Source organism: Hyphomicrobiales bacterium (assembly GCA_017642935.1).
Classification (GTDB): Bacteria; Pseudomonadota; Alphaproteobacteria; order Rhizobiales; family MH13; genus MH13.
In genome coordinates this window covers 1,231,838-1,255,521 of record JAEPOK010000002.1, presented here as the reverse complement: position 1 = coordinate 1,255,521, position 23,684 = coordinate 1,231,838, and the positions used below count along the sequence as shown (strand labels likewise).

Sequence of the window (23,684 nt, the reverse complement as noted above, 5' to 3'; positions counted from 1 at the left end):
GGCCAGCCTAGAGCGCCTTGACGATGTCCTCGACCATCTTCTTCGCGTCCGAAAACAGCATCATCGTGTTGTCACGGAAGAACAGCTCGTTCTGCACGCCGGCATAACCAGAGGCCATGCCGCGCTTGACGAAGAGCACGGTTCCGGAATCGGCAACGTTCAAGATCGGCATGCCGTAGATGGCTGACTGTGGATCGGTTTTCGCCGCCGGATTGGTCACATCGTTGGCGCCGATCACGAAGGCAACATCGGAGGTCGAGAACTCCGAGTTGATGTCTTCAAGCTCGAACACTTCGTCGTAAGGCACGTTCGCTTCGGCGAGCAGCACATTCATATGCCCCGGCATACGACCAGCCACCGGGTGAATGGCGTATTTGACCTCCACACCTTCTTCTTTCAGCGTGTCAGCCATTTCGCGCAGAGCATGCTGCGCCTGCGCCACAGCCATGCCGTAGCCAGGCACGATGATGACTTTCGAAGCGTTCTTCATCATGAACGCTGCATCGTCAGCCGAGCCCTGTTTGACCGGACGCGTTTCTTCTTCCCCGCCGCCAGCGGCCGCATCCTCGCCACCAAAGCCACCCAGGATCACCGAAATGAACGAGCGGTTCATGCCCTTACACATGATGTAGGAAAGGATCGCACCGGACGAGCCGACCAGCGCACCGGTGATAATCAGCGCCGTGTTGCCGAGCGTGAAACCGATGCCTGCTGCTGCCCAACCGGAATAGGAGTTGAGCATCGAGACGACCACCGGCATATCCGCGCCGCCGATCGGGATGATGATCAGGACGCCGAGCACCAGCGCGGCGATGACGATCAGCCAGAACACCACATGGCTCTCGGTCATCACCAAGGCCGTGCAGAGCACGACAAGCGCGACCGCCAAACCGATATTGATCATGTGTCGCGCCGGCAGCATGATCGGCTTGCCCGACATACGGCCATCCAGCTTGGCAAAGGCGATGATCGAGCCGGTGAAGGTGATCGCACCGATCGCCGCACCCAGCGCCATTTCGATCAGGGCAACAGCCTTCAGCGATCCGATTTCACCGATACCAAAAGCCTGCGGCGCGTAAAGTGCAGCGGCGGCCACGAGCACGGCGGCAAGACCCACCAATGAGTGGAAAGCGGCCACAAGCTGCGGCATCGCCGTCATCGGGATGCGCTTGGCAATGACCGCGCCAATGCCACCTCCGATGCCGATGCCCAAAAGAATGAGCAGGATCGACCCCATGGTGAGGTTGGTCAGGAACAGTGTCGTGACGACCGCAATGGCCATCCCGATCATGCCGTACATATTGCCTTGGCGGGAGGACTCAGGGCTCGAAAGGCCCCGCAAACTCATGATGAACAGGACGCCCGCGACCAGATAGAACAGGGCTGCAAAATTAGCACTCATATCGTCAGTCCCGCCCTATCGCTCTTTTTTCTTGTACATGGCGAGCATTCTCTGGGTGACGAGGAAGCCACCGAAAATGTTCACCGAAGCAAGGATCAACGCCACGAACCCGAATGCGCGGGCGAGCCCGGCCCCTTCCGCGCTCATCAGATCAACGCCCACCGCAAGCAGCGCGCCAACCACGATCACCGAGGAGATCGCGTTGGTCACCGACATGAGCGGCGTGTGGAGGGCAGGTGTCACCGACCACACCACGTAGTAGCCAACGAAAATCGCCAGCACGAAAATGGAAAGCCGGAAGACAAAAGGATCGATCGCGCCGCCAGATGCGCCGCTGGCAGCAGCAGCAACCGCATCGGCACCGCCACTGGCGGCCATCTCAGCGGCGATCCGTGCAGCTTCCGCCGCAGCATCCGCGGCGGCCTGTGCAGCCTCCTGCGCGGCTTCGACGGCGTTGGTCAATGCATCACTCATTTGCGTGCCTCCTCTTCAGGGGCGTCAGACGGTTTGGCGTCGGGCTTTGCAGCCTCAGGTTCGGGCGCATCCGATTTCGGGGCGAAGTTTGGGTGAACGACAGCACCATCACGGGTCAGCACGGTGGCCTTAACCAGCTCATCATCCCAATTGACGGCCAGTGCCTTGGATTCCTTGTCGATCAGCGTTTCAACAAACGCGTAAAGGTTCTTCGCGTAGAGCAGCGAGGCCGTCGCCGCGATCCGGCCTGGGACGTTCAGATAACCGACCACTTTGGCTGGGCCAACATTGGCAATCTCTCCGGCAACGGCGCCTTCAACATTGCCGCCTCGTTCCACCGCAAGATCGACCAGGATCGACCCGGGCTTCATGGCATTGATCATGTCTTTGCTCACCAAGCGCGGCGCTGGGCGGCCGGGGATCAACGCCGTGGTGATGACGATGTCCTGCTTGGCGATGTGCGAGGCGACAAGCTCAGCCTGCTGCTTCTTGTAATCGTCCGACATCTCTTTGGCGTAGCCGCCAGCGGTCTCAGCCTGCTTGAACTCATCATTCTCGACCGCAACGAACTTCGCGCCGAGCGACTCAACCTGTTCCTTGGCGGCAGGGCGCACATCGGTCGCCGACACCACGGCGCCAAGGCGGCGGGCGGTCGCGATGGCCTGCAGGCCGGCAACGCCGGCGCCCATGACGAACACCCGTGCGGCCGGCACCGTGCCGGCAGCTGTCATCATCATCGGCATCGCGCGATCATAAACGTCAGCGGCATCGATGACCGCTTGATAACCGGCAAGGTTCGCCTGAGAGGACAAAACGTCCATCACCTGGGCGCGGGTGATGCGTGGCATGAACTCCATCGCAACACCGGTGAGGCCCGCCTTGGCCATCGCCTCGACATCGTCCTCATGGCCGTAAGGGTCCATCTGCGCGACGACCATGGCGCCCTTCGGATAGGCTTTCATCTCGTCTTTGGATGGGCGACGAACGCGCAATATCACGTCGGCGCCGGCAACCGTCGCCTTAGCATCTTTGGCGATCTCTGCGCCTTCTTCGGTATAGGCGCTATCGGGCAAGCGAGACTGCTCGCCGGCGCCAGATTGCACCACGATGTCGGCGCCGAGCGCCTTAAAGCGCTTGACCGTATCGGGCGTGATGGCAACCCGACCCTCATTGGGATCGGTTTCTGCCGGAACCGCTATTTTGACCATGAACAGTGTCCTTGACACGCGGGCCCACGAACGCGGGCCTTAGAAACAATTGAAGCCGCAACCAAGCATTGTGGTTACAGCAGTGCAACCGCACTTTTGGGCAGGGCAACGCCGCCAGATAGGCCGGAAGCCGCTTAGAGCAAGAAAATCGCCATCAAGATCAGGATCACCACGGTCGACACGGTGCCCCATTTGATCAATGCGATGAAAATTTCAAAGGTGCGGTTGTGCTCATTGTAATCATTGGCAACGGGCGTGGTGCGCTCGGCAGCGTCGGACATGGGCGCTCTCCTAAAAACCGAAGGGACAGGGATCGACCAAGCGCTTACACCAGCAAGGCAAGCGCTGACAATCCAGTTGGGCCAAGAGCGGGTGGTTATTGTGCCGCAACGGCCGATGGAACGCCGTCGAGACCATGATCCTCGGCACCGATCGGCTCCAATCCGGCTTCCCTCATGGCTTTGGTCTGCTTTTCCACCAACGTCACAGGATCGAAGTTTTCGATCTCTTTCTGGAACAGCTGATAGAAATTGAGCTCGGCGCGCAGATGCAGGAACACGCCGCCAAGACCAATTGCGGCCCGATCCATGAAAACGAACTCGCGAGGAATTTTTACCGGCCCAAGGCGCTGCAACTCTTTGCGCACCATGATGGCCTGCTCGCGGCCATATTCGGTGGCGTTCACGCCGTCCGCTACCGCTCGGACTTTATCTTCAAGCAACGGCCCATTGATGAACCGCGCCCAGATGTTGAGCACATCGCGCAAGTCCTTGGTGAGGTTCTCAAAGCCCCACAACTCATAGGCGTGGATGATCTGATCTTCGTCATCCTTCATCAGCCCTTCATTGAGCTGAAGCACGCCATCGACAAAACGCGCGGGAAACTTGCGGATGCAGCCATAGTCAAGAAGGTTGATGCCTTCTGGGGCACCGTCGCGTTTGAACACCTGATAATTGCCCAAATGCGGGTCGCCATGGATCACGCCGATATGGGCAAAGGGCCGCCACCAGGCGTGGAAAATCGCGGTCGAAAGCCGGTTGCGCACCTCTTGGCTCTCTTCCTTGAAATCCAGAATTTTTTCGCCGTCGAGCCAGCCAAGCGTCAGCAGGCGCCCGGTCGATAGCTCATCGACCACGTCCGGCACCCTGACCAGCGCATCCTCGGTGCCAAAGAAGTTCCGATAGAGCTTGGCGTGCGCTGCTTCGAGCTCGTAATCTAATTCTTCGCGCAGCCGCTCGGCGATCTCCTGCTTCATCTCTGAAGGATCGATCGCCGCATCCATCCTCCGGAACAGCGAGAAGATGAAATCTAGTTGTTGGAGATCAGCTGCCACCGCCGAGGCCATGTCGGGATATTGCAGTTTTACTGCCAGATCATGCCCGTCCAACGAACGCGCCTTGTGCACCTGACCCAGCGAGGCCGCTGCCGTCGGTGCGTGCTCGAACGTATCGAACTTGTCTTGCCAACCGGCGCCCAGTTCAGCCCGCATGCGCCGCTTCACGAAGGCCCAGCCCATCGGCGGCGCCTCGCTTTGAAGCTTTTGCAACTCGGCGGCATATTCCGCCGGCACCGCATCGGGAATGGTGGAGATCAGCTGCGCGACCTTCATCAGCGGGCCTTTCAGCCCACCCAGCGCCTCGGCCAGTGCTTCGGCGTCGGCTGGGTTGACCTTAGCGCCACCAAACAAACGACGCCGCGCCATGGTCGCGGCAACACCACCGACAGACGTGCTGACCCGTGCATAGCGGCCAAGCCGTCCGGTAAGGCGGTTACGTTCAGAATCGTTGCGCTCTTCGGCCATTGGGGTCTTTCACATGCGAGGGGGACGCTTTGTTACGCATATAGGGCGTGAAAGGATTGCCACTAGGCGTCAGACTGTCATTCCTGTGCTTGTCACAGAGGTGACGACAAACCCAATGGTGTCATCCCGGAAGCCCAGAGGGCTGTCCAGGATCGCGCACGATGAGTGTTTGTCGATCCCGGACACTCTGCGCGGTACCCGGACGACATCGTTATTGATCCAATGCCTCAAGCTCATCGATGAACCCGGAAATCACATCGAGACCTGCCTGCCAGAAATCAGGGCCACGGGCATCCAAGCCGAACGGCTCAAGCAGCTCATTGTAGGGCTTTGAGCCGCCAGCGCGCAGCAAGTCCAAATAGTGCTCGGTGAAGCCCTCATGGGCGTTTTCGTAGCGGGCATAGAGCGCGTTTACCAAGCAGTCGCCGAACGCATAGGCATAGACGTAAAACGGCGAGTGGATGAAGTGGCCGATATAAGTCCAATAGGGCCTGTAGCCATCGTCGAACCGCACCGCGTCGCCCAGGCTCTCATGCTGCACCGAAATCCAAAGATCACACAGCTGCTCTGAGGTGAGTTCGCCTTGCTTGCGGGCCTCATGAACCTTGCGTTCAAACGTGTAGAACGCGATTTGGCGCACCACCGTGTTGATCATGTCTTCAACTTTGCCGGCGAGCAGGCTCTTGCGCTGCGCCACATCATCGGTTTGCGAGAGCACCGAGCGGAAGGTCAGCATCTCGCCAAATACGCTTGCTGTCTCGGCAAGCGTCAGCGGCGTCGGCGCCATCAGCGCGCCCTGCTTGCCGGCCAACACCTGGTGCACGCCATGGCCAAGCTCGTGGGCGAGCGTCATCACATCGCGGGTGCGACCTTGATAATTGAGCAGGATGTAAGGATGCGCGCTCGGCACCGTCGGGTGCGAAAACGCGCCTGGAGACTTACCCTCGCGCGATGGCGCATCGATCCAATTCTCATCGAAAAATCGTTGGCCGATGGTCGCCATCTCCGGCGAGAAGCGCTCATAGGCGTCGAGCACGATGCCCTTGGCGTCATTCCAGCCGATCAATTTCTTGTCGGCATTGGGCAGCGGCGCGTTACGATCCCAATAATCGAGCGCCTCCTGGCCCATCCATTTGGCCTTCAACGCATAGTAACGGTGCGACAGTTGGGGGAAGCTCGAACGCACCGAGGAGACCAAGGCATCAACCACCTCCCCTTCCACGCGGTTTGCCAGGTGCCGGCTGTCGGCGACATCGGCAAAACCGCGCCAGCGATCGGATATTTCTTTGTCTTTGGCCAGAACATTGGTGATGAGCGTGAAGGTGCGCAGCTCGCCGCCAAGCGTGGTGCTCAGCGCCTTGGCCGCCGCTTTGCGCTTAGCGCCATCATTGTCCTGGAGCAGCGAAAGCGTCGGCTCAAGCGACAACTCCTGCCCATCGACATCGAAGCGCAGGCTGGCAATCGTTTCATCGAAAAGCCGGTTCCATGCCGCCCGCCCGGTCACGGACTTCTCGTGCAGCAACTGCTCCAACTTGTCGTCCAGTTGGTAGGGCTTCTCGCGCAGCGTGTCGTCGATCCACGGCTTGTAATGAGCAAGCGCTTCATCACCATAGCCCGCCGTGAGGGCCGCATCGTCCAGCTTCGTCAATTCAAGCGTGAAGAAGATAAGATGCGAGGAGGCAGTTGTCAGCTTCTCTTGCACATCGCCGAAAAACTTTGCGCGCTGCGGATCAGTGGTGTTCTCCGAATAGACCAGTCCGGCGAACGAATAGAGTCGCCCCATCAACTCATCGATCGCCTCATACTCGGCGATCGCCGCCGCCAGCTTGTCGCCGCCAGCGGCCAAAAGCTCGGCCAATTTACCCTTGGTGTGCGCCTCGAAGCCTTTGGAATCCTCCAGAGCTTTCGCCAAATCAGCGTTGACTTTGGCGCTCCCGATACCGTCGTAAAGCGCGGACAAATCCCATTCTGGAAGGTTTTTTAGTGCAGCATTTTGCGCAGCCATGCGTAGCTCAATCCCGATCTTAGATGTCGACGAAGCGCAGCGGTACGCGCCGTCCCGCACCCACGCAAGCCCCGATGTGCGTGCGGCCATAATCTCTTGTTACGAAGAAAGCGGGCAAACGGTTCTTATGCTTAATCGCCCGTTTACCCTATGGCTGCATGCTGTCCCCGTTCGAAACAAGCCGATTGTCTTGGCCTGTCAAAGCGTTGCGTGGAGAAGTGCGTGCCCTTGCGTTCCTCAGTTCTGGTCGTAGACGATGATCCTGTACAACGGCGGCTGCTCGAAGCAGCCCTCACACGGCTTGGCCATAGCCCGATCTGTATGGAAAGCGGCCAGGAAGCATTGAACTTCCTGCGCGGGCCTGACGGCAAGTCCGTACGCGCCGTTCTACTCGACCTCATCATGCCGGACCTTGACGGCATGGGCGTTCTTTCCGCGCTAAAGGCCGACGGCAACGCCGTTCCGGTCATCGTGCAGACCTCGCAAGGCTCCATCGACACGGTCGTCTCGGCAATGAAACACGGAGCCAGCGATTTTGTTGTGAAGCCGGTTTCACCAGAACGCCTGCGAGTCTGTCTGGCCAATGCGCTGAAAATGAGCGCGCTGGAAGACACCGTGAGCCAGATCAAGCGTTCTGCTGAGGGTCGCCTGACGGTCACCGACATCATCACCCGTTCACCGGCCATGGCACGCGTCGTGCAGCTCGCCGAACGCGCCGCTAAATCGCAAATCCCGATTCTGATCGAGGGCGAGTCCGGCGTCGGCAAGGAAATGATTGCCCGCGCGATCAAAGGCTCCAGCCCGCGCAAGAACAAACCGCTGGTCACCGTCAATTGCGGCGCGATCCCCGAAAAACTCGTTGAATCGGTTCTGTTCGGCCACGAAAAAGGTGCTTTCACCGGCGCCAACGACAAACATGTCGGCAAATTCGCCGAGGCCCATGGCGGCACGCTGTTTCTCGACGAGATCGGCGAGCTGCCGCTCGACGTTCAGGTTAAGCTGCTTCGTGCACTGCAAAATGGTGAAATTGATCCCATCGGCGCCAAGGCACCGACCCGCGCCGACTTCCGCCTGATCTCGGCAACCAACCGCCCGTTAATCGACCTCACCCGCGATGGGCTGTTCCGTGAAGACCTGTATTACCGCCTCAACGTGTTCCCGATCTGGGTGCCGCCGCTTCGTGAGCGCATGGATGACATCCCGCATTTGATCGAGCACTTTCTGGTGCGATTTGCTGCCGAAGAGGGCAAACGCCACATTCGCGGCATCTCCGCCCCGGCGCTGGAGTTGGTCAGCGGGTACGACTGGCCCGGCAATATCCGTCAATTGGAAAACGCCGTTTTCCGCGCGGTGGTGCTCTGCGACGGCGACCAGCTAACGCCAGCCGAATTCCCGCAAATCGCCGCCCGCGAAGGCATGGTGGTGCCGCTTGAAAAGGCGAAATCCGCCGGCAGCCAACCCGTCACATCCTCTTCTGCAAACGCCTCCATGCTCGGCGAAAGCGCAGTCCAGCCTGCGATGATCGACGCGGCCTCGCGCTATGGCATGGCCGATCTGACCGACGGCGCCGGATCGCCGCGTTCGCTTGCAGCGTTGGAAGAACAGGCAATCCGCTTTGCCATTGGCCATCTTGGCGGCCATATGAGCGAAGTTGCCCGCTCACTTGGGATCGGCCGCTCGACGCTTTACCGCAAACTGACCGACTACCAGATCGATGCCTCCAATCCCGATGGGGCGGCGGAGGACGGCAAGTCTGTTGCACAAGAGCAACCCTCAAGGTTGACGGCCTAGTTTCACGCGGAATTGACCGGGGCGTGGCCTGCCTGCGCTTGCGAGCCCTGGGTCAGTCTGTCACGCCTCTATCATCGGCGCGGTCCTTGCCCAGCAGGTGATTCGCTCCGTCGATGGGGCACGTTTCGGGGTAAGGACTGTCGGCAGCAGGGACCTGTGGCAGCGACGAGGAGATGAACGTTTTGACGAAACGCACCTGGCTCTTGGCCGCAGTTTTGACCACCGCCCTGACCAGCCTTGGTCACGCCACTGAGCGCCATGCGCTGGACCTGGAATGCGAAGTGGATCCGGTTTGCGTTGAAGACGCGATCGCGCGCGCAATCATCATCAATGCAGACTTTGACGCATTGGCAGAGGCCGCGCCTTTCCCGATCGATCCACGCCTAGAATTGGCCAAGCCCCTCACGATCGTCCCACAAGCGGTTCCTGATCGTCCCAACACGGTCATCACCCGCACGGTCCCGCCAGCCGCCGCACCGGCGCCCGTCATCGACGAGACGGCCATTGCTGCGCGCGATGCGCGCATGATCGAAACGCTGACCACCCAATCCATCGCTGCCATCATCAGCGGCGGGTTGGAGAATGACGGCGAAACCACCAGTCAGGAACGCCAGGCTGTTGAAGCTTTTTACGCCGAGCGCGACCATGCGCCCCTATTCCTGACAGCAGGTGGTCTCAATGCGCGCGGCGAAACGCTGCTCAATCTTTTCCAGACCGCGGACATCTACGGTCTGAACCCTGTCGATTTTGAGAATACAGCCTTCATCGACGATGAGGCCGAGGCGTCGGACGCCATGGCCGCTGCGCGCGCCGATATCGGCATGACCCTGTGGGCGCTGCGCTATGCGCGCCACGCCATGACGGGTCGCGTCAATCCGGCCAGCATCGGCCGCGACATCACACTGGAGCGCAACTTCGTTGACCCGGCAACTGTCATGCCGGCGCTGCTTGCGTCCGATGATCTGGCTGAGGCGCTGCTCGCCTACCATCCGCAGCATGATCAGTTCCACGCCCTGCGCGAAGAGTTAGCCAATCTGCGCGAGCGGTCCGAAACCGAGATCCTAGAGCCGATCGCCGAAGGTGGCACCATCCGTCTTGGCGACGTGGACCCACGCGTGCCGCAATTGCGCGACCGGCTTGGCCTGCCTGATCCGATGATGACGGCCAGCATTGACGAAGCCGAAGTTCAGCTCGTCAGCACCCAGACCGATGAAGACCCCGACCCGACCCAGCCTGACCCTAATCTGTTTGACGAAGCGCTCGACGCCGCCGTCAAAACCTTTCAGGCCGAGCACAATCTGACAGCCGACGGCATTGTCGGTCCGGCGACCTTTGCGGCACTGAACGAAAAAGCCGGCGATCTTGTGCCTGACATCATCGCCAATATGGAGCGTTGGCGCTGGATGCCGCGCGAACTTGGCGACTTCCACGTCATCGCCAACGTGCCAGAATACCGCCTCTGGGTGATGCGCGAAGGAGAGAGCATCTTCACCACCCGCACCGTCGTCGGCCAGAACCGCCACCGCACAGCCATCTTCTCCGATGAGATGGAGTACATGGCGGTAAACCCCTATTGGAACGTGCCCTCCTCGATTGCGCGCAATGAAATCCTGCCGCGCCTGCTGCAAGATCCTGGCTACGCCAACCGGGGCAATTATGAGATCCTCTATAACGGCCAGACCATCGATCCGTTCGCCGTCAACTGGCAGGCCGCCGCCGAGCAGGGCATGCCGCGCATCCGCCAGCGCCCGGGCGCCCGCAATGCGCTCGGCGAAATCAAATTCATGTTCCCTAATCAACACGCGATCTATTTCCACGACACACCCTCGCGTGGTCTGTTCGGGCGCGATCAGCGCGCCTTCAGCCATGGCTGCGTGCGTGTGCTTGATCCCTGGGCGTTTGCCGAAGCTCTGTTGACCAATGAGCCCGATTGGGACCTTGCCCGCGCTCGCTCGCTGCAAGGATCACGCGAACGCAATCTGATCTTGGACAACCACATACCCGTTCACCTGACCTATTTTACGGCCCGGGTGAACGAGGACGGTCGCTTGATCATGGCGCGCGACATCTATGGCCATCATGGCCGGGTTTTGGCCGCCCTCGGTTTCACCGGCAGCTGACCGATCTGGTCTGAAATCAGGGAAAGCGGTTTCGCTTTCGTAACCAAGGCTTAACCCTAATCATGGAAGCCTAATCCACTTGCGCTTGCTCAAGGCGCGGCGCCATGATTTGACCAAGTTTTACCGATGTTGGGTACAGTCGGTTGGGCATACGCAAGCGCCGCCTTCGGGTGGCAGGCAGGCAAAAGGCTCGGTGCTAACACCAAGCATCTCGCCAAACCTGCAGGGACTTGCAACGCAAGCGAGGGCAATTTGGGACACGGGACGGCGCGAGTTGAGGCGGCCTCAAAGGTCGAAGCGCGAGCAGGCGCGAAACGTCTGTCGGGTGAGTCCTCCTTTCCCTTCCTTTCCCAAACCTCGTTCGCCAAACCTTTTGCCCTTCTTGTTCTTCTGACGGCGCTCACCTTCTTTGCCACCGGAACTGGATTTGCCTCGGCGCAGGATCGCACCCTTTCGCTTTACAACACCCATACGCATGAACGCCTGACCGTTACCTACAAGCGTAACGGCCGCTTCGTGCAGGCTGGGCTCAATCAGCTCAATCGTTTCCTGCGCGATTGGCGCCGCGATGAGGTCACGCGCATCGATCCGGACCTTTTCGATATCGTCTGGACGGTTTACCGCGAAGTCGGTGCGAGCGAACCTATTCATGTTGTATCGGCCTATCGCTCACCGGCCACCAACAACATGCTGCGCCGTCGATCTTCTGGTGTTGCCCGCAACTCGCAACATACCCAAGGCCGGGCGATGGACTTCTTCATCCCCGGTGTCTCGGCCGCTGAAATCCGCGCAGCAGGTCTTCGCCTGCAGCAAGGCGGCGTTGGCTTCTATCCGCGCTCAGCAACGCCATTCGTCCATCTGGACACAGGCTCGGTGCGCATGTGGCCGCGCATGACGCGCTCCCAATTGTCGCGCGTGTTCCCCAACGGGCGCACCATCCACATTCCCGCCGATGGGCAGCCAATGCCGGGCTTCGAACAGGCGCAACGCGACCTGCAACGTGGCGGCGGTCGCACAGTTTTTGCCAGCGCCAGTGCATCGTCAGATCAAAATGACGGCGATGGCGATATCGTACTGCCCGGCGAAAGCGGCGGCGGTTTCCTGCAAGCGCTCTTTGGCGGCAACACGCCCGAACCGGAAGCCGAAGTTCCCTCCGCCCCGTCGCGGACAGTCGTCGCAAGCCTGCCCGAGCAACCAGCCGCGGCCGAAACCGAAGTGGCTAGCGCACCGCGCGATCGCTACGCCGCGCCATCACCGGTGCTTCCGCCCTATGCCAGCCCCGATGGCACCTGGGCCGCACCCTCGACGGTCGCAGGGCTAACCGTGCCGTCGCCGACACCGGCGCCGACCATCGACGATATTCAGCTCGCCGCGCTCGGCACACGGCCAGCGCCCGCCGCGCCTGGCGCCGTTGCGCTCGACAACGCGTTTGCCCTTGCCCAGTCCGCCCCGGCAACAACGCCCCTGGCGCCACCGGTCACTGCTGAGCCGGCCTTGGCGGCTGCAACATCTGCGGCTCAACCGGCAACGCAAACGCCAGCGGCATTGCCTGCCATCAACCGTGCGCAACAAATCGCCCAATCCGTGCCTGCACCCGGCCAGATCGCCGCCATCATTGAGGCCCGCTTTGCCGAGCAGCGCGCAGCACAGGCAAGTCTGACAGGACAGGTTGCGCAGGCGCTGGGCGCCGTGCCCGCACGACCAACAACGGCGGCACAACCGGCCACAGCCGCAGCAACACCCGATCCGAACGAGTCACTGCTCGCCTTTGCCCAGCCAACGCAATCACCGCTGACGCCAGGCAATGTGCTTAGCGAAACCGGCCAGTTGGCCGCCGCCGCGCAAGCCGCTGAACCGGTCGCGCCGCGCTTTATCCCGCCTGTACCAGCGCCCTCACCGACACTGGTGGCCGCTGCGCCAACGCCGACACCATCATCCGCTCAGGACAACGCATTGATTGCCGCTGCCTTTGCCGCCGAGGATGCAGCGCGTACACCAGCCCAATCGGCCATCGACATCTTGACCGGCTCAACCGACATGCCAGCCGGCACCGGCATCACCGGTCGGCTTTATCCGATTGCCGATGATCTGACGCCCGCGCTTGCCAAACAATCGATCCGTGGCGCCCAGCATGCCGCGCTCGTCGCGCCGACCGGCACCGTCAGCCTGTCACCATCGCTCGTGCGATCGAACGGCTTCGTTCCGTCGAACACGTTCCAGCTGCGCACCGACGGCTTCGGCCGGTCCGGCAGCTAACGCACGTCACTTGTCAGAATAGTCTAGCCGTCCACGTCAGTCGGCGAGGATGAGGCTGGTCCGCCCAAGGCTGCCAGGTAAAGATCCAGCAGCGCTTCTTGCTCTTGGCGCTCGGCCTGATCCTGCTTGCGGATGCGAACCACTTGACGCAACACCTTGGTGTCGAAGCCATTGGCTTTCGCTTCGCCGTAAACGTCCTTGATGTCGTCGGCGATGGCCTTCTTCTCTTCTTCAAGCCGCTCGATCCGCTCGATCAGGCTGCGTAATTGGCCAGCTGCAACGCTGCTATCCGCCATCAAATCTCTCCACGTCTGGGATGTCTGATCAACCAAAGGCCTGGCGACCGGTCAACCGCGCCAAGGAGCAATGCCGTGGATGGCCGCCAAAAGGCTGGGGACAAGCTGTGTTTTGAGCTCAGTCGGTGTGCTCGGCCTGCGCCTTTTGGAAAGCGGCCAATTGCTCCGGCGTCGCCGCAGGCTGATGCTTGGCCTTCCAGTCTTCGTAGGGCATGCCGTAGACCATCTGCCGCGCGCCGGCCTTATCGAGATCGACGCCGGCCTCTTCGGCGGCATCCACAAGCCAATTCGACAGGCAGTTGCGGCAGAACCCGGCCTGCGCCATCAGATCGATGTTCTGAACATCGGTGCGCTTTTGAAAGTGCGCCACCAGACGGCGGAACGCCGCCGCTTCAAGATCGCGCTGGGTGTTCTCGTCCATCGGTGGGTCCTTTTCTAGCGTTGGTCGACAGGCAGGATGTGGCGCAGGGTCGGCAGTTCCACAAGTTTGGTCAGCATCGGAATCAGGCGATCGGCCCAAGCGTCAACGCCCGCATCGTCATGGATGAGGTCTTGTCGCACTTCCAACAGAGCGTGCGGCAGGCCCTTGCAGGTGCCGTGGCGATGCATGGTGTCGCCGGGAAGTTCCCCGCGATAGGGCTCATTGTCGCCAACGATCAAATCACCCTCGGCGCCTAGGGCCTCGATCAACGGCACCGCCAGACGCGGATCCTTGTGCCACAAAACTCCGGCGTGCCAGGGCCGTGGATGGCCGCGCCAAATCGGCGTGAAGGAATGCACCGAGAACAGCACCGGCGCACGCGATGTCACCCGGTGGACATGGCCGATCGTGTCCGAAACCGCATCATCATAGGGCTTGTAGTAGGTCGCGATGCGATGGGCGCGCTCAGCTTCATCATGATGGGCATTGCCAGGCACCACCGCACCATCTGAGAGCCGCATGATGAGCGTCGGATCATCGATGCCGCGATTGGGATCGATCAGAAGACGTGAAAACCGCGTCATTACCAGCGTCGCATCAAGCGCATCGGCAAGCTTTTCACACAGCGCCTTGGCGCCGATATCGTAGCCGATGTGTCGCTCCAACTGGCTGGGGTCAACGCCAAGCGTGCCATACTCTGGCGGCAGGGTGTTTTCAGCGTGATCGCACAGAATGATAAGCCCATGATCGTTGTCGCGCAGGCGCACCTCATAGGGCAGCGCGTCACGCGTTATCTGTGCCTGTCGATCGACCGGCTGATCCATGGCTTGTGCTTTCCGCGAGCGAAATGGCTGGGCGGGTCTGCCTATGCGGCACGACCGCCTGCATCAGGTAGCGCCGATGATGCGCCGCTTGCAAGTGTCAGGGCCCGCGACTTTCTATCAAATGGCGCAAAGGCAGGCCCACCTGCCGGCCAACGGACCGGCGATCAAGAAATGGCCGCGCTGCCGCAATTTCGACTTGGGCGCAGGCCAAGGACAGCGCCTTGATTTGCGCTTCAGCCGTGCCGTTGCCGGGTGAAAACAATCGCGCCGCGCTTAGCGCCAGCAGACGCTTGCACCTGAATGAGAGAACGATAATAAGACCGATATGAGGCTTCTCAATCCCACCGCAGGACGCGCCCGCAAGCCGGGCCTGACCTTTGCCTTTGTTGTCACCGCCTTTGCCGTCGCGGCTTTGGTGGTCGGCGGCTACGTGCTCTACAACCGCACCCAGGCGGTCGAAACGGCTGGCAGCGAGGGTATCGAGGGTCGTCTGGTTGAAGGCACCGACGCCATGGAAGAGGCAAGCGCCGCGCCAAGCGGACTTGGTGTCGGCCCGACCGGTTTTCGCGTCTGCAACGAGACGTCCAGCACGATCGGCGTCGCGCTTGGCTACGATTCCCGCCAAGGCTGGATTTCCGAAGGTTGGTGGAACTTGCCGACCGACACGTGCGAAACGCTCCGCTCCGGCACCCTCGTGTCGCGCTACTATTACGTCTACGCGATTGACTATGACCGGGGCGGGGAGTGGAAAGGCCGCCACTATATGTGTACACACGCACGTATCTTCACCATTCGGGGATTCGAAGATTGCGCACAACGCGGGCTTGAGACGACCGGCTTCTTTGAAGTGGACACCGCCGGGCAGGCCAGTTGGACCGTGCAGTTGACCGAAGACTCCCTCCAGTAGCGACAGGCCGCCCATGCACAAGCGCAACCGCAGCGTCAAGATCCTCGCCACCCTCGGGCCGGCCAGTTCCGAAGTCGAGCAAATCAAAGAGCTGCACCTTGCCGGTGCCGATGTCTTCCGCATCAATATGAGCCATGGCGACCCGGAAAAGATGCGGGCGATGATGGCCAAAATCCGTGAAGTGGAGGCCGATGTCGGCAGCACCATCGGCATTTTGGTCGATATTCAAGGCCCGAAACTGCGCGTTGGAATGTTCGCCGATGATGCGGTGATGCTGGAAAACGGAGCCTCATTTCGGCTCGATACCAAAGACGAGCCAGGCACCGTGGAGCGCGTGCGCCTGCCGCATCCGGAAATTTTCGACGGCATGGATGTCGGCCACACGCTTATCCTGGACGATGGCAAGCTGCGCCTTGAGTGCACCGGCACCGACAAGAAGAGCTACATCGATACCAAGGTGATCGTCGGCGGCAAACTTTCCAGCCGCAAGGGCGTCAGTCTGCCTGACACCACCATTTCCGGCGGCGCGCTGACAGAGAAAGATCGTCGCGACCTGGCCGCCGCGCTGGAAGCCGAAGCTGACTGGATTGCGCTTTCCTTTATCCAGCGCCCCGAGGACGTGGCCGAAGTGCGCAAGATCGCTCGCGGTCGGTCCGGCATTCTCTCGAAAATCGAAAAACCCCAGGCGGTGGAAAAGATTGAGGAGATCATCGAGCTGTCCGACGCGATCATGGTCGCCCGTGGCGACCTGGGCGTGGAGATGCCACTTGCCTCCTTGCCCGGAACGCAAAAGCGCATCACCCGCGCTGCACGCCGCGCCGGAAAGCCGGTGGTTGTGGCAACGCAGATGCTGGAATCGATGATCAACTCGCCTGTGCCAACACGCGCTGAAGTCTCCGACGTGGCCACCGCCGTCTATGAGGGCGCTGATGCCATCATGCTGTCGGCAGAATCAGCAGCCGGTGACTATCCCCATGAAGCGGTCTCGATGATGAACACGATTGCCATCGAAACCGAGAATGATCCGCTCTACCGCTCCATCATCAACGCCCAGCGCACCGAACCTGAAGCCACCGGAGCCGACGCGATTTCAGCAGCCGCCCGTCAGATTGCCGAAACGCTGCATCTGTCGGCATTGGTTTGCTACACCTCCTCCGGCGCGACAGGCCTGCGCGCGGCGCGCGAACGCCCGCAGACGCCGATCATCGCCATCACCCCGCGCGTGCGTACCGCGCGCCGTTTGGCGCTCATCTGGGGTATTCATCCGGTCGCGACCGATGATGCCACCGACATTGATGATATGGTGGAACGGGCTTGCGCGGTGGCCATGAACCAGGGCTTTGCAAGCCCCGGCAATCGCATCATCATCACAGCAGGCGTGCCATTTGGGACCCCCGGGGCAACCAACATGTTGCGCATCGCCTTTGTGCGCGAAGACCAGAGCCACGGATAAAGCTAAGCCGACTCGCTTCGCTCAAATTCTGCAGTCTTGGACGCCTGACTAGCGGCCTCCATCACCTCAGCAATCGTTTCAAGCAAAAGCTCGGGATGCGTCTGGTGTGGCATGTGCCCGCCACCCTTAATGACGATCTTCTCGGCGCTCTCAATGTCCCGTTCCAAACCATCGGCATGCAAGTGCGGCCAGACAACGGCATCCTCGTCGCCGGTAATGACCCGCACCGGGATGGTGATCTCACGGTAGCTCGGGGTGTGCTCGATCACGAACTGGAGCAGTCGATAGACATCTTCCGCATTGGCTTTGAAGGCGGACGGCCGCAAGACCAAGCGGGCACCGAGCGCCTTAGCGTAACCCGGCTTGGGCGGTTCGGGGGCGAACACATTCTCCACCCCATCATCGATCTGGCCCCAAGCGACGGGAAGCGTGATCAACCGCGTGAAGAGCCAACCGATAACCGGCGCATCGGCCAAGGCATAATACCAGTCGACCCCCTGAAAACGGTCACCCGGCCATGGGTGCGTTGCCGGCGCGGCGAACACCGCACCCTCCACGCTTTCGCCATGAACAGCCATTTGCGCGACGACCGCGCCGCCCCAACTGTGGCCGATGGCGATGATCGATGGAGCGCCCAGTTTCTGCGCGGCAGCCAGAATGCGGTCGGCCTGCGCGCGTGGTGAATGATCCCCTGGTCGCCGCGCGCTACCGCCTTGCCCGGGGCGGTCCACAAAGATGACGTGCTGATCCTGGCCAAAATGCCGATCAAGATGGTCGCCGACCGCGATTAGAAACTCGCGGTGGTTGGAACTGGCGCCATGAACGAATACCAGGCTTGGACGGGTTTCCGATGGCGTGCCGCGCGCCACGCAATGCAGCGTGACGCCCTCCACATCGACATGCGTGCCCGTATGCGGATAGCGCGCATTCACCCGCGCCGCACCGACATGCGTCAGCGTGTAGAGGGCGACCGCGCCGGCGGATATCACGACAAGTGTCCAGATCAAATGGGTGCGCCGCGCAATCGTCGCTCAATGGCGCCCAGCACTTCGCGCGTGCGGCTCATATGGGGATGCACGCGCAAAGCTTCTGAAAGGAAAAGCTGCGCCTGCCGGTCCTGACCGAGCTCCTCCAAAATGAACCCAATACCGCTGAGTGCGCCGTAATGGCGCGGCTCCAAGCGCAAAACCTGTTCAACATCGGCGATAGACAGGGCGTAATCCTGGCGGAGGAAATGCACCGTCGCGCGGCGGTTCCAGCCTTCGGCATAGTCCGGTTCAAGCGCGATGATGGTGTCGAGCAGATCAAGCGCCATCGTGTAGTTGCGCACGCGAATTGCAACGCTCGCCCGGCGCATCAAAAGATCAACCGTTTCGCTTCCAGACTGGTTCCAGAGATTTTGGATTTGCTGCGAGAGTTCGTCGGCCGCTTCGCCATCTTCACTCAGCGCCAAGGCATCAAGCAGTGAGCCGACGCTTTGGATCGGTTCGTCTTCGCCATCCAGCGATCCGGGATCGGTGAGGATCGTCTCTTCGCCACCGGTCGATGCGGCGGCTGTATTTTCCGACGCCTGCGCCGGAAGGGCAAGCAGACCTAAGGTAAGCAGTGCGGCGAGCCACAGTGCTGGAGCCACAAGCGAATCAGGCAGGCTTCGGGCATAGAAAAACCGCATGGCCTGAAGTGTGCATCAGGTCATGCGGTTCGTCAAAATCACCAAGCCGTGAGCAAAAGCCCATGGCGAAAGAGGCGTGCGTTTAGCCCTGGCGCGCTTTGAAGCGACCCTGGGTTTTGTTGATGATGTAGACGCGGCCGCGGCGACGCACCATGCGGTTGTCGCGGTGACGCTTCATCAGCGATTTCAGCGAGTTCTTGATCTTCATAACAACGGACCTTCACATCAGATCGGCACACGATCGGGCGGTGCCACAAACAAAAGGGCGCGCATCTCTGCGCGCCTCACAAAAGCTTGGCCAGTCCATGCCAAGGCAGCTGGCGAAAGTCAAGCGGCACCCGCGGTTGTGTGAGGCGAAGCCGAGCACAAAGCCAAAGGACGTGTAGCCAAGCACGCCGGCACGGAGCGGGTCAGGAATGGTGGGCGCGGGCAGGATCGAACTGCCGACCCCTTCGATGTCAACGAAGTGCTCTCCCGCTGAGCTACGCGCCCTCAACGGTGGCGAGGTCTTATCGGGTAAGTTTGGCCGATGCAAGCGCCTTTGACGGCGCGGGTCGGTTAAGCGGCAAGAAGCTTTTCCACCTCGTCCACCAAGTCTTTCAGATGGAACGGTTTGGACAGAACTTTGGCGTCTTTGGGCGTGTTGGCATCCGGATTAAGCGCCACTGCGGCAAAGCCGGTGATGAACATCACTTTGATTTCCGGGTCGAGCGCTGTCGCTTTTCGGGCTAGCTCGATGCCGTCCATTTCCGGCATCACAATGTCGGTCAGGAGCAGCGTGAACGGCTCTTGGTTGAGCCGGTCGAAGGCGCTCTGCCCATTGTCGAAGGAGACGACGTCATAACCGGCATTTTCCAGCGCCTTGGCCAAAAAGCGGCGCATGTCATTGTCGTCTTCGGCCAAAAGTATCCGCGTCATATCTGCAATCTCATCGCTCATCGGCAAAGGTCCAAAAGAGGCAGGCCTTTGTAAGGCCAGGGCCCTTGATTCGAAATCAGCCCGCTGGCGCCTACATACGGCGCTCCCTGGAGCTTGGGAAGGCAAAGGGACGTCATTGGGGCGATAATGTCCCCACCAAAACATGCAATTGGTTGATAAATCGCTCCGATTCGCAACCACCGCACCCAGTGGACTTCGCCGGGCGAACCTGCGATCCTGAATTTCGATGCGTTTGGCAAGAAATCTGCCGCAAGCAGACCGAACCTCGCCACCGTAAGTTCAAGCAAAGGGCCTTTATGGACACCGTTGAATCGTTCGACAGCGCACCGCCTTATGATCTGCTCGTGCCGATCACCCAGACGGTGCCGTTCGTCTTCGGTTCACCGCATTCCGGCACCAGCTATCCGCGCGCTTTTCTGGAAGCTTCGCAGCTTTCCACCCTCGATCTCCGGCGATCCGAAGACACTTATGTCGACCGTTTGATCACGCCTGCGGTGCAAAAAGGCGCGCCGATGATCGCGGCCCGGTTCCCGCGCTGCTATTGCGATGTGAATCGCGAGCCTTATGAGCTCGATCCGCGCATGTTTTCCGATGCGGTTCCAGCCTTTGCCAACACCGCCTCCTTACGCGTCGCAGGCGGTCTGGGCACCGTGCCGCGCGTCGTCGGCGACCGGCAGCCAATTTATCGACGCAAACTGCCCATTGCCGACGCCATGGAGCGGGTGGAAAAGCTCTACAAACCCTACCATTCAGCAGTTCGCCGCGCGCTGGCTCAGACCCATGTGCGGTTCGGTGCGTCGGCCCTGATCGATTGTCATTCCATGCCGTCGATCATCCGCACGGCGAGCGGCACCTTGAGCACCGACTTCGTGGTCGGAGATCGCTTTGGCGCAAGCTGCGCGCCGGAAATCTCTGAAACGATTGTCGAAACGCTGCGCGACCTCGGCTTCACGGTTGCCCGCAACAAGCCCTATGCCGGTGGGTTTATCACCGAGCATTATGGCCGCCCTGATAAAGGCATTCACGCCGTCCAGCTGGAGATCAATCGCGGGCTCTACATGAATGAGCGCACGCTTGTGCCCAATGCCGGCTTCAACGCCGTGATGGATGCCCTGAGCGAGATGATGGACGCGCTGTTTATGCTGGATGTAGTGCGGTTTGCACCGATCGACCGCGCCGCCGCCGAATAACCCTTCACCTGCGCAAAAAAAAGCCGTTCGACCCGAAGGTCAAACGGCTCAAGTCTAGGGAGGAAACGCCCAAGGAGGGCATTACGTCACGCCGGGAGGGCCATGACGCACTGCAAAAATGATGTGTGCACCGCAGCAAGTCAAGAACATTCCGTCGCTTTTTGACCGAATGCTCAAAATTGTCGCGTCAGGACAACACCTGCGAACAAAAGTTGCGCACGATCGACATATGTTTAGCCAAACAGGTCGAATACCTATGCATTTCTTCCACAGGCCCAACTGACCAATCGCAATCGCATGCCCAAATTACCGGACTGGTAAATCAACGAGCCTGCCACAAAAATGCGCGTCTCAATTTGCCCGCCACCGCAATCCATGGCATGCGCAAACCATCACCAATCACAATGGTCTGGCCTCATGATTGATCCGCGGCAAAACGCCATCGCGGCCCGCAGCGCCTTGTTTTCACAAATGCAGGCGATTGCCCGGCGCGAAACGCTGCCCTTCTTTCGTTCGGTGCTCACCATCGATAACAAGCAGGCTGACCAGGGGGGATACGACCCGGTCACCGAGGCCGATCGCGGCTGCGAAGCGGCCTTGCGGCGCTTGATCGAAGAACACTTTCCCGAGGATGGGATATTCGGCGAGGAATACGGCTCGGTGCGTCTCGATGCGCCGTTTATTTGGGTCATCGACCCCATTGATGGCACCCGCGCCTTTGTCGCCGGCGTTCCGCTCTGGGGCATGCTTGTCGGCCTCATGCATGAGGGCTCGCCCGTCGCAGGCATCGCCCACCAACCCTTTATTGACGAAGCGTTCAGCGCTGTGGGCAACGGCAGTGCAACCTGGAGCAAGGCCGGGGACAGCCGGCCCATGGCGACCCGCAAGGCCGACAGCTTGGCATCAGCAGCGCTGATGACCACAACGCCAGCCCTGTTCAATGCCGAAGAACGCATCGCCTATGACCGGCTGGAGGCTAAGGCGCGCAATGTGCGCTACGGCACCGATTGGTACGGCTATGCCCTGATCGCCTGCGGCACTGCCGACATTGTCGTTGAAAGCGGCCTAAGCCCTTATGACATCCTACCGCTGGTGCCGATTATTGAAGCGGCAGGCGGCGCGGTGACCGACTGGCGCGGCGCACCGCTGACTGACGTCAACACAGCCTCGTCCGGCCAAGTGCTCGCCGTTGGTGATCGGTCGCTGCTGGATGAAGCGACAAACATCCTGGCATCCGCAGCGCGCTAACGGCTTTTACAGCAGCGTGACGTCGAAATTTTCCAGCGAGCGCTTCAGATTGCGGTCGCGCAGTTCGGGAATTGAATAGAACGCCTCGGTCGCGGCAAGAAACAAATCGCGGATGGAATCGCGCTCGAACATCGGTTCATGCTTGGAACGTGGCAGGCGAAGCAGTGTCGCGGTGGGGATCGCAGCAGCCAGACGCTCGATTGCATCCGGTGATACAATCGTGTCATGGCCGGCCTGAACGAACATGCAAGGCGTCTTGATCCGGTCCAGAAAATCCTGGTCCCACACCCGCGCCATGCCGCGCGCCACGCGGTGCAGCCAACCGAAGGTCGGTCCACCCAAACCCAGATCGGGATGGTCGGCGAGGATGCCTGTCGTCTCCCGATAGCGCTTGGGATCCGACGTCACCGCATTGTCTTTGAACGGGCCGGTCCCCGCCAAGGTTTCGCCAACGGTTGGTGGGAAGGCCTGACCCAAGCCAAGCCGCGTTGCCCATTTTGAGCCGCGCGCGATCGTTTCATGCGAAGCGGTCGACACATTGTAACGCAGCAGCGGCACCGACAGCACCATGCGATCGAACCAGAGCGGCTTGCGCACCAGCATATGCAGCGCAATCAAACCGCCCATCGAATGGGCAAGGCCCATCAGCGGCAGTGGACAGTCAGGCAACACGCCTTTTTCGATAACAATCTGCAGATCGCGCACATAGGCATCGAAATCGTGAATATGCCCCTTGCGCGGTTCATCCCGCAGGACCCGGCTGGAAAGCCCCTGCCCGCGCCAATCGAAGGTCACCACCGTGAAGCCGAGCTTCACATAATGGGCGATAACGTGGGCATATTTCTCAATGTATTCGGCGCGTCCATGCATCAGCACCAGTGTGCCGATGGACGTGCCGAGCGGGCGAAAATGCGCCACGCGCACCCGCGCGTTTCGACGCAGACCCACCGAGAGATAAAACACCCGCTGCAGGCGCTGCATCGGCATACCGTCGACCCAATAAAGAAACGCCCCATCTTCTCCGACAACGGATTCGGGGCGTTCGACATCGTCGCTCATTTTGGGCAGGACAACAGCCATCGACGCTCTTTGCCTCACTCTTCAAACCCATGCAACCAACGAGCGCGTGAAGACCGAGCGGCGTTTTTGCCACACACAAAAAAGGCTGGCGTCCCACAAGGGGGACACCAGCCTCGGCCCTAGAAAGCCACCAGGAGGGCGGATCGGCGACCGTCTAAGTCCATTGCGTTAGCGCTGGGGGAGCGAAGGCCGTCTTAGCGGCGACCCCAGCGCCAAATGATGTTGCCGTTGAATTTGTTGACGGCGATCCGGCGGTAGCCACGCTGGCCGCGAGCTTCGAACACGTAGACCCGGTTGCGCTCACGCAGGAACGAGATGTCCCGGAACCCAGCCTGGCGCAGAATGCGGCGCGCCTGACGAGGGCGAAGCTGTTCGCGCTGATAATGGCGTGGTTGGTGGTAACGCGGTTGGTGGTAGCGGGGCTGAAAGTGGTGACCGTTCGGCCCAAGGGTGAAGGTGCCTTGCGGCGTCGACCAGCTGAACGAGAAGTTGTTCGCCTGGGCCATGTTAGCGCCACCGGTCAGCGTACCAAGAGCCAGCACACCGGCGATTGCGGTTTTGATCAGGGTTTTGCGGTTGGTCATCATCGTCTCCTCA

General features: G+C 60.5%; 22 protein-coding genes and 1 tRNA gene. 7 read left to right on the top strand and 16 right to left on the bottom strand.

What is annotated here, in order from left to right:
• Nucleotides 1-7: 7 nt before the first annotated feature.
• The 6 genes from JJ917_15335 to JJ917_15310 all read right to left on the bottom strand — a co-directional run bounded on the left by JJ917_15335 (nucleotide 8) and on the right by JJ917_15310 (nucleotide 6,980).
• Nucleotides 8-1,402 carry an NAD(P)(+) transhydrogenase (Re/Si-specific) subunit beta gene (locus JJ917_15335; protein MBO6700200.1) on the bottom strand — a complete coding sequence of 465 codons (1,395 nt, stop codon included), beginning with the start codon at nucleotides 1,400-1,402 and terminating at the stop codon, nucleotides 8-10.
• Between the two features lie 15 nt (nucleotides 1,403-1,417).
• Nucleotides 1,418-1,876 (bottom strand): NAD(P) transhydrogenase subunit alpha, encoded by a 459-nt coding sequence (locus tag JJ917_15330; GenBank protein ID MBO6700199.1) that lies wholly within the window; start codon nucleotides 1,874-1,876, stop codon nucleotides 1,418-1,420.
• Nucleotides 1,873-3,102 carry a Re/Si-specific NAD(P)(+) transhydrogenase subunit alpha gene (locus tag JJ917_15325; protein MBO6700198.1) on the bottom strand — a complete coding sequence of 410 codons (1,230 nt, stop codon included), beginning with the start codon at nucleotides 3,100-3,102 and terminating at the stop codon, nucleotides 1,873-1,875. Before JJ917_15325 ends, JJ917_15330 begins: the two co-directional genes overlap by 4 nt.
• A 116-nt stretch (nucleotides 3,103-3,218) precedes the next feature.
• Complete coding sequence (locus tag JJ917_15320) at nucleotides 3,219-3,365, bottom strand: aa3-type cytochrome c oxidase subunit IV (GenBank protein MBO6700197.1); 147 nt, start codon at nucleotides 3,363-3,365, stop codon at nucleotides 3,219-3,221.
• Nucleotides 3,366-3,460: 95 nt separating this feature from the next.
• Entirely contained in the window at nucleotides 3,461-4,885 is a 1,425-nt protein-coding gene (locus JJ917_15315; protein MBO6700196.1) for an AarF/ABC1/UbiB kinase family protein, read from the bottom strand.
• A 211-nt stretch (nucleotides 4,886-5,096) separates the two neighbouring features.
• Entirely contained in the window at nucleotides 5,097-6,980 is a 1,884-nt protein-coding gene (locus JJ917_15310) for a M3 family oligoendopeptidase (GenBank protein MBO6700195.1), read from the bottom strand.
• 138 nt (nucleotides 6,981-7,118) lie between these two features.
• Between JJ917_15310 and JJ917_15305 the strand changes: the two genes are divergently transcribed.
• The 3 genes from JJ917_15305 to JJ917_15295 all read left to right on the top strand — a co-directional run bounded on the left by JJ917_15305 (nucleotide 7,119) and on the right by JJ917_15295 (nucleotide 13,057).
• Complete coding sequence (locus JJ917_15305; GenBank protein ID MBO6700194.1) at nucleotides 7,119-8,681, top strand: sigma-54-dependent Fis family transcriptional regulator; 1,563 nt, start codon at nucleotides 7,119-7,121, stop codon at nucleotides 8,679-8,681.
• Between the two features lie 173 nt (nucleotides 8,682-8,854).
• Entirely contained in the window at nucleotides 8,855-10,801 is a 1,947-nt protein-coding gene (locus tag JJ917_15300) for a L,D-transpeptidase family protein (protein MBO6700193.1), read from the top strand.
• Nucleotides 10,802-10,927: 126 nt separating this feature from the next.
• Entirely contained in the window at nucleotides 10,928-13,057 is a 2,130-nt protein-coding gene (locus JJ917_15295; protein MBO6700192.1) for a DUF882 domain-containing protein, read from the top strand.
• 23 nt (nucleotides 13,058-13,080) lie between these two features.
• Here the strand turns inward: JJ917_15295 and JJ917_15290 are convergent, their stop codons facing one another.
• From JJ917_15290 to JJ917_15280, 3 genes are all read right to left on the bottom strand, one after another.
• On the bottom strand, nucleotides 13,081-13,353 hold the full coding sequence (locus JJ917_15290; protein MBO6700191.1) for a DUF2312 domain-containing protein: 273 nt from the start codon (nucleotides 13,351-13,353) through the stop codon (nucleotides 13,081-13,083).
• Between the two features lie 118 nt (nucleotides 13,354-13,471).
• On the bottom strand, nucleotides 13,472-13,774 hold the full coding sequence (locus JJ917_15285) for a DUF1244 domain-containing protein (GenBank protein ID MBO6700190.1): 303 nt from the start codon (nucleotides 13,772-13,774) through the stop codon (nucleotides 13,472-13,474).
• 14 nt (nucleotides 13,775-13,788) lie between these two features.
• Nucleotides 13,789-14,598, bottom strand: coding sequence for an N-formylglutamate amidohydrolase (locus JJ917_15280; GenBank protein ID MBO6700189.1), 810 nt, complete (start codon nucleotides 14,596-14,598; stop codon nucleotides 13,789-13,791).
• A 511-nt stretch (nucleotides 14,599-15,109) separates the two neighbouring features.
• Between JJ917_15280 and JJ917_15275 the strand changes: the two genes are divergently transcribed.
• Together JJ917_15275 and pyk are read left to right on the top strand one after the other, a co-directional pair.
• Nucleotides 15,110-15,505: a DUF1036 domain-containing protein gene (locus tag JJ917_15275; protein ID MBO6700188.1), complete on the top strand. Its 396-nt coding sequence runs from the start codon at nucleotides 15,110-15,112 to the stop codon at nucleotides 15,503-15,505.
• A 13-nt stretch (nucleotides 15,506-15,518) separates the two neighbouring features.
• Entirely contained in the window at nucleotides 15,519-16,958 is a 1,440-nt protein-coding gene (gene pyk, locus JJ917_15270) for a pyruvate kinase (protein ID MBO6700187.1), read from the top strand.
• Nucleotides 16,959-16,960: 2 nt separating this feature from the next.
• On the opposite strand, the gene JJ917_15265 is transcribed toward pyk, so the two are convergent.
• From JJ917_15265 to JJ917_15245, 5 genes are all read right to left on the bottom strand, one after another.
• On the bottom strand, nucleotides 16,961-17,965 hold the full coding sequence (locus JJ917_15265; GenBank protein ID MBO6700186.1) for an alpha/beta hydrolase: 1,005 nt from the start codon (nucleotides 17,963-17,965) through the stop codon (nucleotides 16,961-16,963).
• A complete protein-coding gene (locus JJ917_15260) occupies nucleotides 17,962-18,591 on the bottom strand; it encodes a hypothetical protein (protein ID MBO6700185.1) in 630 nt (209 codons plus the stop codon). The genes JJ917_15265 and JJ917_15260 overlap by 4 nt, the downstream gene beginning before the upstream one ends.
• Nucleotides 18,592-18,712: 121 nt before the next feature.
• A complete protein-coding gene (gene ykgO / locus JJ917_15255) occupies nucleotides 18,713-18,838 on the bottom strand; it encodes a type B 50S ribosomal protein L36 (protein MBO6700184.1) in 126 nt (41 codons plus the stop codon).
• 209 nt (nucleotides 18,839-19,047) lie between these two features.
• Nucleotides 19,048-19,122: transfer RNA gene (locus tag JJ917_15250), tRNA-Val, on the bottom strand.
• Between the two features lie 66 nt (nucleotides 19,123-19,188).
• Complete coding sequence (locus JJ917_15245; protein ID MBO6700183.1) at nucleotides 19,189-19,548, bottom strand: response regulator; 360 nt, start codon at nucleotides 19,546-19,548, stop codon at nucleotides 19,189-19,191.
• Between the two features lie 317 nt (nucleotides 19,549-19,865).
• Between JJ917_15245 and JJ917_15240 the strand changes: the two genes are divergently transcribed.
• Together JJ917_15240 and JJ917_15235 are read left to right on the top strand one after the other, a co-directional pair.
• Entirely contained in the window at nucleotides 19,866-20,759 is an 894-nt protein-coding gene (locus tag JJ917_15240) for an N-formylglutamate amidohydrolase (protein MBO6700182.1), read from the top strand.
• Nucleotides 20,760-21,176: 417 nt separating this feature from the next.
• Nucleotides 21,177-22,007 carry an inositol monophosphatase family protein gene (locus JJ917_15235; GenBank protein ID MBO6700181.1) on the top strand — a complete coding sequence of 277 codons (831 nt, stop codon included), beginning with the start codon at nucleotides 21,177-21,179 and terminating at the stop codon, nucleotides 22,005-22,007.
• Between the two features lie 6 nt (nucleotides 22,008-22,013).
• Here JJ917_15235 and JJ917_15230 read toward each other — a convergent pair whose 3' ends face one another.
• Nucleotides 22,014-23,087: an alpha/beta hydrolase gene (locus JJ917_15230; GenBank protein ID MBO6700180.1), complete on the bottom strand. Its 1,074-nt coding sequence runs from the start codon at nucleotides 23,085-23,087 to the stop codon at nucleotides 22,014-22,016.
• Between the two features lie 194 nt (nucleotides 23,088-23,281).
• Nucleotides 23,282-23,671: a hypothetical protein gene (locus JJ917_15225; protein MBO6700179.1), complete on the bottom strand. Its 390-nt coding sequence runs from the start codon at nucleotides 23,669-23,671 to the stop codon at nucleotides 23,282-23,284.
• Nucleotides 23,672-23,684: the final 13 nt, after the last annotated feature.